The organism is Candidatus Nitrosotalea sinensis (assembly GCF_900143675.1).
Lineage (GTDB): Archaea > Thermoproteota > Nitrososphaeria > Nitrososphaerales > Nitrosopumilaceae > Nitrosotalea > Nitrosotalea sinensis.
This window is the reverse complement of sequence record NZ_FRFC01000004.1, coordinates 60,881-78,509: the sequence shown is the minus strand read 5'-3', so window position 1 is coordinate 78,509 and position 17,629 is coordinate 60,881. Positions and strand designations below refer to the sequence as shown.

General features: G+C 38.6%; 15 protein-coding genes. 7 read left to right on the top strand and 8 right to left on the bottom strand.

What is annotated here, in order from left to right:
- Positions 1-123 precede the first annotated feature (123 nt).
- The 4 genes from ilvB to NSIN_RS06300 are packed head-to-tail and all read left to right on the top strand — an operon-like array spanning position 124 to position 4,838.
- Entirely contained in the window at positions 124-1,812 is a 1,689-nt protein-coding gene (gene ilvB / locus NSIN_RS06315) for a biosynthetic-type acetolactate synthase large subunit (protein WP_101010261.1), read from the top strand.
- Positions 1,813-1,822: 10 nt separating this feature from the next.
- Positions 1,823-2,314: an acetolactate synthase small subunit gene (ilvN, locus tag NSIN_RS06310; protein ID WP_101010259.1), complete on the top strand. Its 492-nt coding sequence runs from the start codon at positions 1,823-1,825 to the stop codon at positions 2,312-2,314.
- On the top strand, positions 2,304-3,821 hold the full coding sequence (locus NSIN_RS06305; protein ID WP_101010591.1) for a 2-isopropylmalate synthase: 1,518 nt from the start codon (positions 2,304-2,306) through the stop codon (positions 3,819-3,821). Before ilvN ends, NSIN_RS06305 begins: the two co-directional genes overlap by 11 nt.
- Positions 3,822-4,838 carry an isocitrate/isopropylmalate dehydrogenase family protein gene (locus NSIN_RS06300; protein ID WP_101010257.1) on the top strand — a complete coding sequence of 339 codons (1,017 nt, stop codon included), beginning with the start codon at positions 3,822-3,824 and terminating at the stop codon, positions 4,836-4,838.
- On the opposite strand, the gene NSIN_RS06295 is transcribed toward NSIN_RS06300, so the two are convergent.
- The 3 genes from NSIN_RS06295 to NSIN_RS06285 all read right to left on the bottom strand — a co-directional run bounded on the left by NSIN_RS06295 (position 4,831) and on the right by NSIN_RS06285 (position 7,012).
- Positions 4,831-5,091, bottom strand: a complete 261-nt coding sequence (locus NSIN_RS06295) for a hypothetical protein (RefSeq protein WP_101010255.1) — start codon at positions 5,089-5,091, stop codon at positions 4,831-4,833. The two genes, NSIN_RS06300 and NSIN_RS06295, sit on opposite strands and share 8 nt — an antisense overlap.
- A gap of 113 nt (positions 5,092-5,204) precedes the next feature.
- Positions 5,205-6,491: an aspartate--tRNA(Asn) ligase gene (gene aspS, locus NSIN_RS06290; protein ID WP_101010254.1), complete on the bottom strand. Its 1,287-nt coding sequence runs from the start codon at positions 6,489-6,491 to the stop codon at positions 5,205-5,207.
- An 11-nt stretch (positions 6,492-6,502) separates the two neighbouring features.
- Positions 6,503-7,012 carry a transcription elongation factor NusA gene (locus NSIN_RS06285; RefSeq protein WP_101010252.1) on the bottom strand — a complete coding sequence of 170 codons (510 nt, stop codon included), beginning with the start codon at positions 7,010-7,012 and terminating at the stop codon, positions 6,503-6,505.
- A 118-nt stretch (positions 7,013-7,130) separates the two neighbouring features.
- Here NSIN_RS06285 and NSIN_RS06280 point away from each other — a divergent pair, with 118 nt between their 5' ends.
- On the top strand, positions 7,131-8,066 hold the full coding sequence (locus NSIN_RS06280) for an ABC transporter ATP-binding protein (protein WP_101010251.1): 936 nt from the start codon (positions 7,131-7,133) through the stop codon (positions 8,064-8,066).
- Between the two features lie 26 nt (positions 8,067-8,092).
- Here NSIN_RS06280 and NSIN_RS06275 read toward each other — a convergent pair whose 3' ends face one another.
- Positions 8,093-9,022 carry a hypothetical protein gene (locus tag NSIN_RS06275; RefSeq protein ID WP_133124094.1) on the bottom strand — a complete coding sequence of 310 codons (930 nt, stop codon included), beginning with the start codon at positions 9,020-9,022 and terminating at the stop codon, positions 8,093-8,095.
- 94 nt (positions 9,023-9,116) lie between these two features.
- Between NSIN_RS06275 and NSIN_RS06270 the strand changes: the two genes are divergently transcribed.
- Positions 9,117-10,076 carry an ABC transporter ATP-binding protein gene (locus NSIN_RS06270; RefSeq protein WP_101010247.1) on the top strand — a complete coding sequence of 320 codons (960 nt, stop codon included), beginning with the start codon at positions 9,117-9,119 and terminating at the stop codon, positions 10,074-10,076.
- Here NSIN_RS06270 and NSIN_RS06265 read toward each other — a convergent pair.
- Together NSIN_RS06265 and NSIN_RS06260 are read right to left on the bottom strand one after the other, a co-directional pair.
- Positions 10,073-13,597 (bottom strand): chromosome segregation SMC family protein, encoded by a 3,525-nt coding sequence (locus tag NSIN_RS06265; RefSeq protein ID WP_101010245.1) that lies wholly within the window; start codon positions 13,595-13,597, stop codon positions 10,073-10,075. The two genes, NSIN_RS06270 and NSIN_RS06265, sit on opposite strands and share 4 nt — an antisense overlap.
- A gap of 85 nt (positions 13,598-13,682) precedes the next feature.
- On the bottom strand, positions 13,683-14,750 hold the full coding sequence (locus tag NSIN_RS06260) for an inositol-3-phosphate synthase (RefSeq protein WP_101010243.1): 1,068 nt from the start codon (positions 14,748-14,750) through the stop codon (positions 13,683-13,685).
- Positions 14,751-14,837: 87 nt separating this feature from the next.
- On the opposite strand from NSIN_RS06260, the gene NSIN_RS06255 reads away from it, so the two are divergent.
- Positions 14,838-15,776 (top strand): deoxyhypusine synthase, encoded by a 939-nt coding sequence (locus NSIN_RS06255; RefSeq protein WP_101010241.1) that lies wholly within the window; start codon positions 14,838-14,840, stop codon positions 15,774-15,776.
- On the opposite strand, the gene NSIN_RS06250 is transcribed toward NSIN_RS06255, so the two are convergent.
- Both NSIN_RS06250 and NSIN_RS06245 read right to left on the bottom strand, forming a co-directional pair.
- A complete protein-coding gene (locus NSIN_RS06250) occupies positions 15,769-16,470 on the bottom strand; it encodes a GNAT family N-acetyltransferase (RefSeq protein WP_101010239.1) in 702 nt (233 codons plus the stop codon). The genes NSIN_RS06255 and NSIN_RS06250 overlap by 8 nt on opposite strands.
- On the bottom strand, positions 16,467-17,627 hold the full coding sequence (locus tag NSIN_RS06245; protein WP_101010237.1) for a class I tRNA ligase family protein: 1,161 nt from the start codon (positions 17,625-17,627) through the stop codon (positions 16,467-16,469). The genes NSIN_RS06250 and NSIN_RS06245 overlap by 4 nt, the downstream gene beginning before the upstream one ends.
- Positions 17,628-17,629: the final 2 nt, after the last annotated feature.

Sequence of the window (17,629 nt, the reverse complement as noted above, 5' to 3'; positions counted from 1 at the left end):
AATAAAATTAGAGGGTATTCAATTGACAAATATGGATAGATTGGACTCGACAAGCATTTCAGGGATTTTGTTGCTAGTCGAGGTTGTGCTGTAGAGTACAGCAATTTTCAGGAGTAGAAAATTATGGAAAAAATATCAGGTGCTAGATCACTCATGATTGCTTTGGAAAAAGAAGGCGTAGATATCGCCTTTGGTCTACCGGGAGGTGCAAACTTGCCAATTTATGATGAATTATACAAGAGCAACATAAGACATGTTCTTGTAAGACATGAACAGTCTGCATCACATATGGCAGACGGTTATGGACGAGTAAGCAGAAGACCAGGTGTTTGTTTTGCAACATCAGGTCCAGGTGCTACAAACATTGTAACAGGAATCGCAACAGCCCAGGCAGACTCGGCTCCAATGGTAGCAATAACAGGTCAGGTTCCATCAAAGATGATTGGTCGTGACGCATTTCAAGAAAGTGACATCATAGGAATTACAAATCCAATTGTAAAATATGCATTTCAACCCATGACTCCAAATGAAATTCCTGAAGTTATCAAAAAAGCATTTTACATTGCTGCAACAGGAAGACCTGGTCCTGTCTTAGTAGATATTCCAAAAGATGTACAGCAAAATGAAGCAGAGATTCATTTTCCACCTGAAGTAAAAATTAGAGGATACCATCCATGGGTAGACCCAGATGTAAGACAAATTGAAAGAGCTATAGACATGCTACTTTCTGCAGAAAGACCAGTCATTTTAGCAGGAGGCGGAGTGATAATCTCAAGTGCATTTGCAGAATTACAATCAATTGCAGAATTACTCATGATACCAGTTGTCACCACCTTCAAAGGCAAGGGAGCATTTCCAGAAAATCACCCGCTATCACTTGGACCCATAGGAATGCATGGACATGCAGAAGCAAACAAGATAATGACAGAGGCAGATTGTGTTCTTGCATGCGGTTCAAGATTTTCAGACAGGTCAGTTGGAACCTTTGAAGAATTTGAGAAAAACTTGAAGATTATACACATGGATGTAGACCCAGCAGAAATAGGAAAAAACCAGACAACAAATGTAGCAGTAGTTGGCGATGTAAAGACATCACTTAGAATAATGGTAAAAATGTTGATTCAAAAGGCAATCAAAAAGAACGGTGAGAGTGCATGGTCAAAGAGAGTAAATGAAACCAAGCAATACTATAGAGAAAATCTCAAAGTTCATCCTCATCCACTTGCAGCATCCAAAGTTCTCAAGAAATTAAGAGAAGTATTACCAGCACAATCAATTGTGACTACAGAAGTAGGACAGCATCAGATGTGGGCATCTTTATTCTTTGATGTGATACATCCAGGCACGTTTTTCAGCTCCACAGGACTTGGAACAATGGGATGGGGATTCCCAGCAGCAATTGGTGCCAAGGCAGCCAAGCCAGATGTTCCAGTCTTGGACATTGCAGGAGAGGGCAGCTTTAACATGACAGAAAATTCACTTGCAGTATCAGTTCTAGAAAATCTACCAGTCATAGTATTCTTGTTTAACAACTTTACATTAGGAATGGTCGCCCAATGGCAGAGAACTTTCTATGATAGAAGAATGATTGGTGTAGATCTCAAAAATTGTCCAGATTATGTAAAAATAGCAGAAGCATATGGGGCGCAAGGAATACGCGCACAGACACTTGATGAAGTTGGCAAGGCAGTCCAGACTGCAATAAAGAGTGATGTTGCAACTGTGATAGATATCCCAATTGACCCACAGGAAGATGTTTTACCATTTGTAGCGCCAGGAACATCACTTAAGGATATGATATTACCATCATAGGTGAAATGACATGTGGTCCATAATCTCTGTCCTAGTAGAAAACAAACCCGGAGTCTTGTTCAAGATTACAAACCTATTTCGTTCAAGAAACTATAACATTGACAGCATATCAGTAGGTGTAACTGAAAACCCCGAAGTCTCAAGAATGACAATTACCACAGAGGCAGATGAGAAACAGTTAAACCAAATCCTAAAACAACTAGACAAGCTAATTGATACATTAGAAGTCAAACTATTAGAAGAGAAAAAAAGTGTATACAGGGAACTTGTCATGATGAAACTCAAAGTATCAAAACCAACAGACATCAAAGAGATAACTGACCTGGCAAATGCCTTCAAGTGTGATGTGCATGATGTCAGGAAGAATTCAATCATACTCGAAATTACTGCAACGCCAGATAGAATTAATGCGCTAGAAGACCTAGTCAAAGGATATGGAATCTTGGAGATGGCAAGAACTGGAATATGTGCACTAGCAAGAGGAGATGGAAATGAAAGTTAGAATTTTTGATACCACATTAAGAGATGGAGAGCAGACACCCGGTGTAGCATTAACCCCAGATCAAAAGATTGCAATAGCACAAAGACTAGATGAACTTGGGGTTGATGCAATTGAAGCTGGATTCCCAATCATATCAGATGGAGAAAGGCAAGCAATAAGGGCAATCACCGGAGCAGGTCTCAAAGCAGACATTTGCGGACTAGCAAGAACCGAGCAAAAAGATATTGATGCTGCAGCATCAGTAGGTTTGAAATACATTCACACATTTATCGCAACATCTGACATACACCTCAAGTACAAACTAAAACTAACAAGAGAACAAGCATTAGCAAAAGCAGTAGATGCAGTCAAGTATGCCAAGTCACTTGGATTAAAAGTAGAATTTTCTGCAGAAGATGCAACACGTACAGACAGGGAGTTTCTAAAAAAAGTATTCAAGGCAGTAACTGAAGCAGGAGCAGACAGGCTAGACATTCCTGATACGGTAGGATACTCCACTCCACAGTATATTGCAGAGATTACAAAAGACACCATTGATGCTACACATTTGCCAGTAAGCGTGCATTGTCACAATGACTTTGGACTTGCAGTTGCAAATGCAATATCAGCAATACAGGCAGGTGCTCAGTGTGCACATGTAACAATAAATGGAATTGGTGAGAGGGCAGGTAATGCATCACTTGAAGAATTAGTCATGGGATTACAATGTCTCCAGTTTGATAAAAAATATGAAACAAACATCAACACAAAATTACTTTATGAAACATCGAGATTTGTCTCAAAGATAGTAGGAGTTCATGTCCAGCCAAACAAGGCAATTGTGGGTGAAAATGCCTTTGGGCACGAATCAGGAATACACACACATGGTGTTCTAAGCAATCCGCTAACATACGAACCAATTAGCCCAGAACTTGTAGGAAGGACAAGATGGTTCCAGGTTGGAAAACACGCAGGAGCACATGGTGTTTCAGCAATGTTAGAAGAATATGGAATCCAGCCAACAAAAGAACAGACTCATGAAATTTTAGAAAAGGTGAAAAAACTTGGAGATGCTGGAAAGCACATAACAGATGTAGAGTTGCTAGGAATAGCAGGAGAGATAATGCAGCAACCAGGATTGAAAAGACTGGTACATCTTGCAGGATTTTCAGTATCTACTGGAATTGGAAATATGCCATATGCTTTTGTCAAGCTAAATGTTGAAGGCAAGGACTTCATCAGCACAGATTATGGTGTGGGTCCAGTTGATGCATCAATTAATGCAATACAGAAGATAACCGGCGAGACTTCAAAGGTCAGGATAAAGGACTACAAGCTTGATTCAATTTCTGGAGGATCAGAGGCACTCTGCGAGGTCACAATCAAAGTTGAAGATGCATATGGGAATCAAGCTTCTGCAAAGTCAGTAGGCGAAGACATTGTCATCACAAGTGTTCAAGCTATGATAGACGGAATTAACAGAATCATGCTCAAAAAGATACTCAAGCAAAAAAACCTGGGACAATAAATGTACAAAATATCACTTATCACAGGAGATGGCATAGGTCCTGAATTATCAGAATCCGTAATCAACATACTTGATGCAATAAATGATAAGATAGGAGTCAAGGTTCAAGTTACAAAACTAGAGGCAGGTGATGCCGCTCTTAAAAAAACTGGCAAGGCTCTTCCAGATGAAACACTTGATACAATAAAAAAATCAGATGCATGTTTGAAGGCACCAGTGGGTGAAAGTGCAGCAGATGTCATCGTAGTATTGCGTAGGTTGCTAGACTTGTATGCAAATATCAGACCTGCCAAGGCATATCCAAACATGCCATCATTGAATCAAAATACAGACATGGTCATAGTACGAGAAAATACAGAGGATTTGTACACAGGCATGGAGTTTGACATGGGAGATACCAGCATAGCCTTGCGTTCAATCTCAAAGAGAGCATCAGAGAGAATTGCAAACTATGCCTTTATCACAGCAGAGCAAAGAAACAAGAAGAAAAAGGTCACATGTGTTCACAAGTCAAATGTAATGAGAAAGACCGACGGTCTTTTTGCAAGAACATGTGAGCAGGTGTCAAAAAGATATCCAAATGTAGCATTTGAGAACATGTATGTTGATGCATGTGCCATGAATCTAATCAGACAACCTGAAGCCTTTGATGTCATAGTTACTACAAATCTATTTGGAGACATATTATCAGATGAGGCATCCCAGGTAGTGGGAGGACTTGGAATGGCGCCAGCAGCAAACATTGGGGATAATTTTGCATTGTTTGAGCCAGTCCATGGCGCAGCTTTTGATATTGCAGGAAAACAGATAGCAAATCCATCTTCATTTATCTTGTCTGCAAAGATGATGTTTGAGTGGCTTAGTACAAAGAACAATGACAAATCATGCAGCGATATTGCAAAAAAAATGGAAGATGCAGTTTATGGCATAGTTAAAGATGGAATAAAAACAAAAGATATTGGCGGTAACAAGAGCACAAAAGAATTTACACAAAATGTGATATCTCGCATCATTTAAGATCAGATACTGGTGGCTCTCTTGACCAGAAGAACATCGAGAGTCCTATAGGTATCATAATCATTATTGCAACTCCAAGGGATACCCAGTAAAAAGTAGGGTCAATTCCTTTAATCAATGGTACTGGAAATACAGTGTACGCCCAGACAAATGCAATAAAGCCAAGCAATATCTTATTTTTCTTGAATATTTTCCATCCAAGTTTTCGTTTTGCAATGTAGCAACGTTTGCATCGTGTACGGTCATCGGTCATGCACGACGTGCAACAATGTTTGTCGCAAAAGTAGCATGTTCTATCTCCGAACTCTGAACCGCAGAAATCGCATTGTTGCATAAAATCATCTATGGTTTTCAAAATTTATCTTTTTATGGAAACAGCCTCTCAGGGTCACGTGGATACAGTACTACCTCTCGCACATTATCAATCTGAGTCAATACAGCCATCAACCTATCAAGTCCCAATCCCCAACCAGAGTGAGGAGGCATTCCCCAGTCAAATGCTCTCAAGTGGTCTTCAAATTGAGCAGGGTTGAGCCCTTGTTCTACCAGTCTTGCCCTTATCTTTTGAGGATCATGCAACCTTCTGCCGCCTGATGACAATTCAAGATATCCATACTGGAGGTCAAAGGACTTGGAAAGTGATGGGTCGTCTTTTTCATGGATGTAAAATGGTTTTAGCTTAAGCGGCCAATCAGTTAAAAAGTAGAACCCAGGATGAAGTTCCCCAAGTTTACGCAAGTGAGAATCAAGTAGGTCGTCTCCAAATTGTAGTTCCAACCCTTGTTTTCCTAGTTCCTCAATTGCTTGTGTGTATGTGACACGGTCAAATGGTGCCTTGGGTTTTTTAATTTCAATTCCAAGGCTTTTTTGTTCAGAGATGCAGTTCTTTTCTACATACTCAAATACATTTACCACCAGACTTTCGAGAATCTGCATTACATCAGTATAATCCATAAATGCTGCTTCAATGTCAATACTGGTAAATTCTGTAAGGTGCCTTACTGTGTGAGATTTTTCAGCCCTGTAAAATGATGATATCTCAAATATTCTTTCAAGGCCAAGTGTCAATTGTTCTTTGTATAGCTGTGGACTCTGCGCAAGATACGCTTGCTTGTCAAAATATTTCAGTGAAAACAAGTTTGCACCGCCTTCACTTGCACTACCAATAATTTTTGGAGTATTTACTTCGAGAAATCCAAGATCAGTAAGGGTCTTTCGTATACACAATAGCGTGTTGTGTCTTAACTTGAAGATGGCTGCAGTCTTTTGGTTTCGAAGATCAAGTGCGCGAGCATTTAGCCTATTGTCAATTCCACTTTCAAGTCTTCCGAGTGGATCTATTGGCAATGGATGAACTGCTCGTGAAAGTACATCAATTGTATCAGCTTTAATCTCAAAAGTAAAATCTCGCGCCTTGGATTCTTGTACAGTACCAAGTATTCTAACTACGCTTTGTCGTGTAAGATCTTTTACCTGAGCAAGATTATCAGGACCTGCCACGACAATTTGCGATACGCCTGTAACGTCCCTCAATGTAAGAAAAGTCAATTTTCCAAGCTCACGCAAGTCTTCAACCCACCCAGCAACTGTTACTTTTTGTCCCTTCATTGAAGGACCTAATGTGCCAATATTGTGGGTTTTTTGAATATCCATTTCAAATTTCCTTACTTTCTTTCAAATTCTACTACTAGTTCTATCTTTCGAAGATCGTGTGCAATTGCAATTAACTTATCTATATCAATAGGAAATCGGGCAGTCTTTTTTCCAGATACGATTACCTTGGTTTTTGTCAAACCACCTGGGGCCCAGACTTGGTTTATCCCAAGAATCTTGATTGGGAAAAAAACATCCTCTATGAATTTCTCATTGTCAGAGCCATGATGCACAAGCCATATCTTTCCCGGAAATTCACCCTGAAGTATTCTGTATAATTCCCTGCTTTGCCTTATAGTCATGATATCCTGGCTGTTCAAATACAGTACATAATCTCCGTTAGATTCCCTACAAGAATTTAAGGTAAATTTGTCTACAGGAGGCACTTTTTGAGCAATCTTGACCAATTTTATTGATGCGTCAACATCTGCTTTTGTCAGTGTACCTTGTTCAAGTTTTGACTCACATTGAGGGCACAAGATCCCATTCATTGCATCAAAATTACAAATTGGCGTCTTCAAGGAAATCGATTTTTTGCCTGCAAAACTATCAGATAAACCATGCGAAAACAGCGATCACATAATCACAGCAATCACACAATTCAAAACTCAAATGTAGTACTAGATCTTACATGATTTTGTGACGACCTTGTCTGTAAAGGATCTAGTGGTCCAATACATCAACAATGAGAAATTGGTTCATGCTGTAGATCATGTATCATTTTCATGTAAGGAAAATGAATCCGTAGGCATTGCAGGAGAGAGTGGATGCGGAAAAAGTACTTTTGGGCTTGCCATTCTCAGGTCATTACAGAAAAACGCCATGGTCAGTGGTCAGATAATTTTCAACGACATGCCAATACTTGACATGACTGACTCAGAATTTTCAGAGAAAATAAGATGGAAGCAAATATCCATGATATTTCAGGGCGCCATGAATTCATTGGATCCAGTATTTACCATAAAAAAACAATTTGAAGAAATTCTCAAAAAGCACAATTTCAATGGCGATCATCAAAAAGCAATAAGTGAGATAATATCATCAGTGGGGTTGTCAGACTCGATTTTGGCCAAGTATCCACATGAAATCAGTGGTGGCATGAAGCAACGAGTCATCATTGCCATGGCATTAATTTTGAAACCAAAAATGGTCATTGCAGACGAGCCTACAACTGCACTTGATGTACTTGTCCAGGCTCAAATAATGGTCCTACTCAAGAAATTAAAAAAAGACGGACTGTCAATTGTCATCATATCACATGATTTAGGCATCTTGTCGGAGATTGTAGAAAAAATTGGAATCATGTATGCTGGTCAGATAGTAGAATTCGGGAATTTAGCAGATGTCTATAACAATCCCCAACATCCTTACACAATAGCATTACTTGATTCCATACCCAAGATAGATGAATCAGTGCAAAAAACACCTCTAAAGGGCAACCCTCCAAGTCTTATAGATCCTCCGAGCGGGTGTAGATTTTATGACAGATGTCCACACGCAATGGAAAAATGCAAAAAAGACCCTCCGAAAATAGAGACATCTTCAGGTTTCGTAATGTGTTGGCTATACAGTTAGTAAAAAATTTCTAGTTTTTTATAGACTTACTTGAGGCCTGTGCCGTTGTAGTAAGAGTTGTATATTCTCAAGGCATTGTCCATTGAGACTTGCTGTGCTTGTGCAAGTAATGCATTTCTATCTGCACCGTTTTCATTAGTTGGTGTACTTGTCAATCCATAGTAGTTTGACTGTAGCAATGCAATGTGTCTCTCATGAATTTGGTTGAATATCATGACTGCTTTTTCTAATGCGTATGCCTCTTGTGGGCTCAAGTTGCGACCTGGATGAGTTTGTTCATTTGTAACAGTGTTTGGTTTGTATGTAAACTGTGCTGGGTCCACATATTGGCTCAAGTCTACATAGACTTGGTCAAGTGTTGCCAATTTGTTAACTAGTGCTGCTGCTTGTGTTTCGGCATCATCCATGTTCTTTGTTATTTGAGTTTGTCTATCATAAGTAGATGTTGTATCAGTTACTGCACCTGGTTGGAAGTTTGCATAGTCTTGCTGAATCTTTGTTAATTGGCCAACAATATCTTCTGCTTGAGCCAACGATGATGCTCTTGCAGCGTCAAGCATTGCATTTCTATCTCTTCCTTGTGTATCAGTAGCAGTATCGTTTAGACCAAGATAAGCATTTGATTGTAAGTCAGTCAATTGCTTTGCGTGAATATTGTCAAATTGAGCAATGGCGTTTTGTAATGAAACTTGTGCTTGAGCTGGAATATCTCTGCCTCTGCTTGTTTCATCAGTCTCTACGCTGGTAAGGCCAGACCAGTTTCTCTTGGATTCATCCATGTTTGCAAACTGGTAGTATGACATGTATTTTGCCATAGCCTTTTGTTCTGCAGCTTGTTGTCTTGCTGCAATATCAGACCATGGATCATCAGCGAATACTTTGTGACTAATGTAAACGGAACCTGCACTAAATACCAACCCGGCTATAACTGAGATTGCGAGTAGTTTTGAGTTCACGAATCTCCTCATATGGTATACCTTTTAAAACTTTGCGCTGATCAGGTTCTTAGATAGTGATCGCTTGATATATTTGCGATCATACCATGATTTGATGAATGATCTCCTAATAGTAAAAGATCTCAAAAAGAAATTCACGAAAAAAGGATCAAGAGGAACAAAAGAGATCACGCAAGTGGCAGATGGGATCTCATTTGAGATAAAACAAGGAGAGACGCTAGTTCTTGCAGGAGAATCAGGTTCTGGAAAGACCAGTATTGCACGTCTGATACTAGGAGTATTAGAACCAGATTCAGGAGAGATAATTTTTGACGGTGTCAAGATAACAAATGATCAAAACTCCTTAAAGAAAATACGACTTGGATGCCAGATGATCCACCAAGACCCGTATGCATCCATCAATCCAAGAATGACAGTGCTAGACACTGTCAAAGAGCCTCTGGAAATTCATCAAAAAGGAAACAAGGATGAAAGAACGTCATATGCACTGCAAGCACTAGGACAAGTCAAACTTGAACCCGTAGAAGAGATTGCACGAAAATATCCACACATGCTTTCAGGAGGACAAAGACAGAGAGTTGCAATCGCGCGAGCAATTGTAACAAATCCAAAACTTGTCATAGCAGATGAACCAGTTTCCATGCTTGATGTATCAGTTAGAATCGGCATACTAGAACTAATAAAAGAATTGCAACAAAAACATGGAATATCTTTTCTTTACATAACACATGACTTGTCAACTGCTGGATATATTGGACACAGAATTGCTATTTTATACAGCGGACAGATTGTAGAGACAGGACCCATACGCGATGTATTAGCAACACCATTTCATCCATACACTCAGGCACTTTTAGATTCTATTTCAAATCCAGACCCAGATAATTTGCACAGAGAAAAAGAGATACGAATTAAAGAACAAACAAAGAGTGCACAGCAAGGCTGCAGATTCAGAGAAAGATGTCCTTATGCAATAGAAAAATGCATGCAAGAACCAAAATTAGAAAATGTGTCCAAAGAAAGACAAGTTGCATGTTTTGTCAAGATAAACTAGTTAGCAACTTCTGAAATATTAGATATTCTGTGTGATACAACATGTGATACACCATTTCGTGGAAATACGCCATAGACTAGCCTGGCTTTTTTTACCACTGAATCCTTGAGCGACACCATGATTATTTGATTTCCTCCAGCTCTGTCCTCAAGTATATTGGACAGCCTTTCAGTATTTAGTGCGTCAAGATGTGCGTCGACTTCATCAAGAAGATAGAATGGAGAAGGCTTTAGTTTTTGAAGCGCAAGCAAGAAGGTAATTGCTGCAAGTGTTTTTTCACCACCACTGATTGATGTTGATTCTCTTTTTGGTTTGTTTGGAAATTGCACCAGATATGATATTCCTGATGAGAAGATGTCATCCTCGTTTTGAATTTCAAGCCATGCATTCCCACCAGTCATCTTGCTAAATATCTCCCTAATATCCTTGTCAACCTTATCATAGGACTCAAGGAATGTTTGTCGTTTTCCTTTATCGATTTCTTCGATGAATTTTACAATAGAGTTTCTTTCTTCTTCCAACTCGTTCTTTCTTGACGACATGGAACGATAACCATTAGAGACTTCAACATACAGATCAGGGGCTCTTGTATTAAGAGAACCCGCCATTCTTTTCTTTTCAGATTCTAGTTCAATCAATATTTGATCAACGTCAAACGATTCCAAGAGAGAATCATACCCATATGATTCCAGTGTTTTTCTTATTCTTGTCTCATTTTCTGTCAGATCTCTAATATCACGCATCAATGAATCAGATTGTCTTTCAAGACCGTTGACCTCTTTACTTATACCCCGTTCAGATTCATACAAGTTCTTTAGTTTAGCATCATATTCTTTCAGAGTAGATACAGAGGTTCCTGATGTAGATATGAGCTGCTGTTCTTTTTCTCTTAATGTGACAAGTACAGAGTCTATGCCTTCCTTTTCTTTGGCAAGCGCTCTGGATTGGACTTCAATGTCATATTTCTCATGATTTAACGAGGATTGCTCCTGCGTCAAGAGCCTGACATTTGCCTTGAGGGAATTTTCTTCATTTCCAAGGTTAGTCAGGTTTCCTGTCAATTCTCTGAACTGTGTAGATATTGTACTATGTGAACCAAGTAGGCTTGCACGTTTCTCGTTCAAAGATGACAGCAGGCTTGCCACTCGTGCTTGACCCTCATCAGCATAATTTTCCTTTGTTAGATAGATGCGTTCGTCTAATGATGACTCGTAAGATTGTAGTTTTGACAGGCTAACCATTATGCTGTCTTCTCGTTTACGCAATTGTGTGATTCTTGATGTAAGTTGGTCTTCAGATATGCCCAATCCCTTTAGTTTTGTCTTGATTTCATTGAGGTTTAGAGTAACATTTGCAAGGCCAGTCTCAGATGAATTGTATCTGTTTTCCAGACTGTCAGTAATTCGTTCTAATTTTTTTAATTGACCTTTCTTGTTTTGTATGAATCTTCTCAAGAGTTCAAGAGACTGTACAAGGCCATCCACAGAAGTGCTGAGCAGTATTATTTTTGTGAGATGTGATACTTTTGAATTTACATCGACAACAACTGCATTTGCATCTGCTTCAAAGAATTGCCCATCTACTGTAACAGACCTATATCCTTTCTTTGATAGTTCATACGCTTTCTGCTTGGAATCAACTAGTACAATATTTCCAAAAATGAAATTTTTAAGAGATTCAAACTTTGAATCACATTTAACAAAATCAGACAATATTCCCATGACACCTTGTTCTTTATTCACAGATATCTTAGAGTCAGAGATGGCATCTAACGGGATTATTCTTATTTTTGGCAATTTTTTTTCTTGTGCGAATTCTGCAAGTCCAAGAAGTGTTGCAAAATCATTTACTACTAGACCTTTGAGCCAATCAGATCCTACTGCAAGAATTGGTCTTTCATATTGTTTGTCCCAGGTAAGAATCTCAAATACCAATCCTTGAATTCCAAGTCTCTTTGAATCTTCCTTGAGTTTTGCAATAGAATAATCTTCGTGCATCACTTCCTTGACTACTTTGATTTTTGCTTCATACTGTGCTGCAGCCTTGCTTGCCTTTTCAAATATTATAGATGTCTCCTCAATGTCTTTTTCAATCTTGGTTCGTCTTTCACGCATGTTAGCAAGTCTTGATTTTATGTCATTGATTGCAGCTTCGTGTCCTGCTCGCACCTGTCTTAATTTTCTCTCAAAGTCCAACAGATGCTCTTTCTCTGTAAGTATTGTTTTTACCTTTGAAGAGTTTTGTTCCACCTTGTTTTGAATATCAAGTCTTTCTTGCTCAAGTTTTGAAATTGATAATTTTGTTTCAGTGAGTTGGTCGGTAAGCTTTCTGACTGTTTCATCCACACGAAGTTTATTTGCAGCAATTTGTGATTGTTGTTTTAAGACTTGGCTTATTTCCGAGTCTACAGATGCAAGTTCAGCAGTTGCTGATTTCCGGGTTTCGTTCATTGCCGCAACAGAATTTTTCAGTTCAGTTATTTGGTTTTCGAGAATAGTGCGTCGCTCATTTAATCCAGCAAGTTCTGATTGGATTTCTGGCAACCTAGATTCAATTGCAGACAGTCGCCTGGCATTTGTAGCAAGCTTGCTGTTTGCGGATTCGAACTGATGCATCGCTGCTGCCAATTCAGAGTCAATTGTTGCTTTAGCTTGATTGTATACATTCACTTCATCCATGAATTTTTGTTTTTCTTCTTCAAGTTTCTTTATTTCATCTCGCAAGAGATTTCTTTGCTCTTCGAATTTTTTGGATTCAGATTGGATTGCATTGAGGTTTCTTTCTTTTGACACCTTTGTTGTTTCAATATCTCTTAGTTTGTTTGATGATTGTATTGCATAGAGTCTCTTTAGTTCTTTATCAATAGCGTCAAATCTCAATTGGTTATTGCGTTCTAGTTCAAGGTCATCAATGCGTTTTTTTATTTCATCCATTCTTGCAAGTGCAATCTCTAGTCTTCTGTCTGCTTCATCTAGTTGTTTTAGAGATTCAGTCTTTTTTTCATCAAAATATGCAAGTCCGATGATATCTTCAATTATCTTTCGTCTTTCTTCTGAGTTGAATTCTGATATTCTTGTAATTGTACCCTGTTGTACAATGTTTAGTTTGTGAATGCCGCAATTTGCAACCTCTAAAATATCAAGAATATGGTTTCTGAGCACTTTTTTTTGGTTCAAATAGTAGATATTTTCACCGTTTTCGTCCATTTCCCTTGTTATTGTAACGGTGTTAGAATCAACAGGAATCTTTCTATCAGTATTATCAAAATGACAACTCACACGTGCAATTTTTGCGCCATGTTTAGCATTATCCACATCATGAAGTAAAGAGCGTAACTTGTCCACCCTCATTACCTTGGGTGAATTTTCACCCAATGAGAAAGAAATGGCATCAAGAATGTTGCTTTTACCAGATCCATTTGCGCCAGAGATTGCTACCAGTCCCTGCTCAAAGTTAACAATGGTATTTTTGTACCCAAATGACTTGAACCCAAAGATCTCTAGCTTACGAATATGGACCATTGCAAAGGAAATAGAGGTTTGAACCGAAATAACCGATTATTGACAAGTTTACTTGAGCTGCAGAATAAAAATTACAATCTGAGATCTAACTGTCTCTCTTGCCTTCTACAAATTCTCCAAATGCTTTCTTTGCCTCAGTATATGGCATCTGGATTGGAGGATGCTTGAAACAGTATGAGGAAATGCTAGTCATTGGACCATACAATTTTCGATCAAGTGCAATCTTTAATCCTCTTATTGCGTCGATCATTATTCCTGCACTATTGTATGCATCAATTACCTTGAGTTTAAGATCTAATTTGACTGGGATTTTACCAAAGTACTTTCCTTCTAAATTAATGTAACAGATCTTCTCATTGTCAATAAAATCAACATAATCACTTGGGCCAATTCTCATGGGAATATCATAATCTGCCATTGCTTTTACAGCACTGGTCTTGCTTATTCTCTTGTCCTCAAGTCGTTCCTCATCAAGCATGTTGTAAAAGTCCATGTCACCACCAATGTTTAGTTGATATGTTCCATCAATCTGGACACCTCTATCCACAAAGAGTTTGACAAGGGTCTTGTGAACTACGGTAGCACCTAGCTGACTCATGACATCATCTCCTGCAAGTGGAATTTTCTTATCCGCATAGGCTTGTTGCCATTTTGGTTCAGATGCAATAAACACAGGGATGGCATTTAGAAATCCAATTCCTGCCTCCAAAGCCTGACTTGCATAATGTCTTACTGCATTTGTGCTTCCCACTGGAAGATAATTCACAAGCATCTCAGCCCCACTGTCTTGGAGAATTTTCTTTACGTTAACATCAGGATCTGATGAAGGAGTGACGATTCTGCTTAGGTGTCTTCCAACACCGTCAAGGGTAGGACCTTTTTGTACAATTACACCTGTTTTTGGCACTTCAGCCACTGTAATGGTATTATTTGGTCTTGCATAGATGGCTTCTGCTACATCTTTGCCTACTTTGGTGTCTGCCACGTCAAATGCCGCTACAACCTCAATATCTCCTGGTTCATATCCTCCGATATTATAGGCCGTAAGGCCGATTGTGTCATGTCTATTTTCAGTATAATATTTTGCACCTTGAATTATTGCCGAAGCACAATTACCAACTCCAGCTATTGCAATCTTTATTTTCTTACCCAACTTCGATAGCTACCAAATAACCCATTATATTAATTACTTGTGATTTAGAACAGAGGATTTTATAGCCCAAAACTAATTTGGGTTTTCATGATAAAGCCTGGTAAACCAGTTAAAGACATATCCATCAAGAAAGGAGATTCCATAGAGTCAATATTTGAACAAATGTCAAAATCAGGTGGATTTGAATCCAAGAATCTGGTAGACGGCCTCAACATACTAACTTCCATGATCGAAGACAAGAATTGTTTGAAATTCATGTCATTTGTGGGGGCAGTGGTGTCAACCGGCCTGAGAGGCATAATTACAGACATGGTGAAAAACAAAATGTGTGATGTCATAATAACAACATGCGGTGCGCTAGATCATGATATTGCTCGACATTATTCCAATTATCTAGAAGGATCATTTACAATGGATGATAGTGAGCTTGTCGAAAAAGAAATTCACAGATTAGGAAATGTTCTAGTCCCTCTGAAAAGCTACGGTCCACTCATAGAAGAAAAGATGCAGGGCTTTTTGCAAAAAGCATACAAGGAAGGCAAGAAAGACATGTCAACTCATGAGATAACAAAAATGATAGGTGAGAACTTGGGAGAAGACTCGTTCTTGTACTGGGCAAGCAAAAACAACATACCTGTAATAGTACCTGGCATAATGGACGGTGCAGTAGGAAGTCAAATCTGGATGTTTTCACAAAATCATGCAGATTTTAAGCTCAACATTGTTGCAGATGGCGACTTGTTGTCAGGATTGATATTCAAGGCAAAAAAATCAGGAGCACTCATGATAGGCGGCGGAATATCAAAACACCACACTTTATGGTGGAACCAATATCGAGAAGGTCTAGATTATGCAGTATACATTACAACAGCTCAAGAATTTGACGGAAGTCTTAGTGGAGCACTTGTCAGAGAAGCAATATCATGGGGCAAAGTGACAAAAAATGCCAAGCAGACTACAATCCATGCTGAAGCAACAACCATTCTACCTTTCCTTTATTCTGCACTAGTTTCCAAGCTCAAATAGTATAGACTTTTTTTTCATAGACCTGTTCAAATCCAAGCTTTGAATAAAATTTCAAAAGATTATCCCTGCCATATGTTTCCAGGATAAGGCATTCTAAAGACCTTGATTTGACCTCATTTGATGCAAAGTCAACAAGCAGTGAGGCAAGCCCGCTATTTCTTCGATCAGTGACGGTTCCAAGACAATACAGGCCAAGAATATCATTTTTCTCATATAGAGCCACGCATGAGCTCTTTGATTCATCTATAAAGTAATCTGCACACTGTAACGAATTTTCAACAGCTTTTGTCACATCTGGTCCCCATTCTAGACAATCATATGCCCTGCAAAAAATATCAGTCCACAGTGAAACAGTATCAGTGTTTATTTTGATTGCACTTATTTTCCTATTTTCTCCAGTATTTCTTTTTAATACGTGCAACGTATCATGATGCACAAATCCTTTTCTTTCAAGCAGATTTTCAAGTTCTTTATAATTTACAGAATATACACAGGGGAGCAAATGTTCTTTCTGAAAATATTTTATGGATTCATCAATCATTTGCTCGCTAATACATGAAACATCAGATAATTTGTTAAAAAAAAGATCATCTGTAAACAATGTATTTAGGAACAATGTGCCACATTCCATTTTTTTAGCATTGCTCCAGAGGCTAGTAAAACCTAGATCATTTTCTTCAATTCGTGAAATCATATCGTGATGCCAAGTATCATGCACATACGATTAAAATCAGTCTTACTCAATTTTGTGCCCTCTTGTACATTTTGACATATTTTTTCAAGATGTGAGAGTACCGCTGGTGTGTCAAGATCATCACACAAAGAATCTACAAACCTATGCATAGCAGGCAGGAGACTGTCATCGGTATATTCTGAAACACTCAATCTAGTGAGATGTATGAGCTCAAGCAACGGTTTTTGCGCAAGCATGTCTTTTTCAGAAAAATTAAGATCTTCTCTATAATGTCGTGAAAACAGATACAGACGTATCAATTCATGTCCATATTTTTTTACCAGATCTTTTACCCATACAACATTTCCGATGGATTTTGACATCTTCTCCCCATTTGACAAGACAAGGCCTACATGCATCCAGGTTTTGATGGGTGATTGTTCTCCTGTAATTAACTGGTATTGTGCAAGATGCGCCTCATGATGAGGATACAAGAGCTCATGTGCACCTCCATGTATGTCATAATTTTTACCAAAATTTGCAATTGCCACTGCGGTATCTTGCATATGCCACCATGGTACACCTTTGCCAAACTCACTTTCCCAAGTAAAGTCAAAATCTTCACTACAATTCCACAGCATTATATCCTCAGGATTTCTTTTTCCAGGTCCAATGTCAAGCCTATGCATGTCTATTTGGTCTCTAGTTTGTTGCGACAGTTTTCCATAATTTTGCACCTGAGAGACATCCAGGTAGACATTGCCATGTGCATAGTAGGCAATTTGTTTTTCTTCTAGTTTTTTTATTTCAGATTCGATAAATGGAACATAATCTGAAACATATACAATTCTGCTTACGCTTTTTATTCCAAGCAAACTTAGATCAGATATGAATTCATTTGTGTAAAATTCTGCAACCTGTTTACAGGCAGTGTTGTTTTCTTTGGCTTTACGAAACACCTGTTGGTTGATGTCAGTAATATTTACAAGAACATCGGTTTTGATTCCTTGATCATTTAAAAATCGGGATAAAATGTCATATGTTAAAAAAATTCTGGCATGTCCAAGATGCATGTAGTCATAAACAGTAGGACCACAGATGAATACCTTGGCCAGATTTTTTTCAAACGGAACAAAGTCCTCTTTAGATAGAGAAAAAGAATTGTAGAGTCGGAGCATTT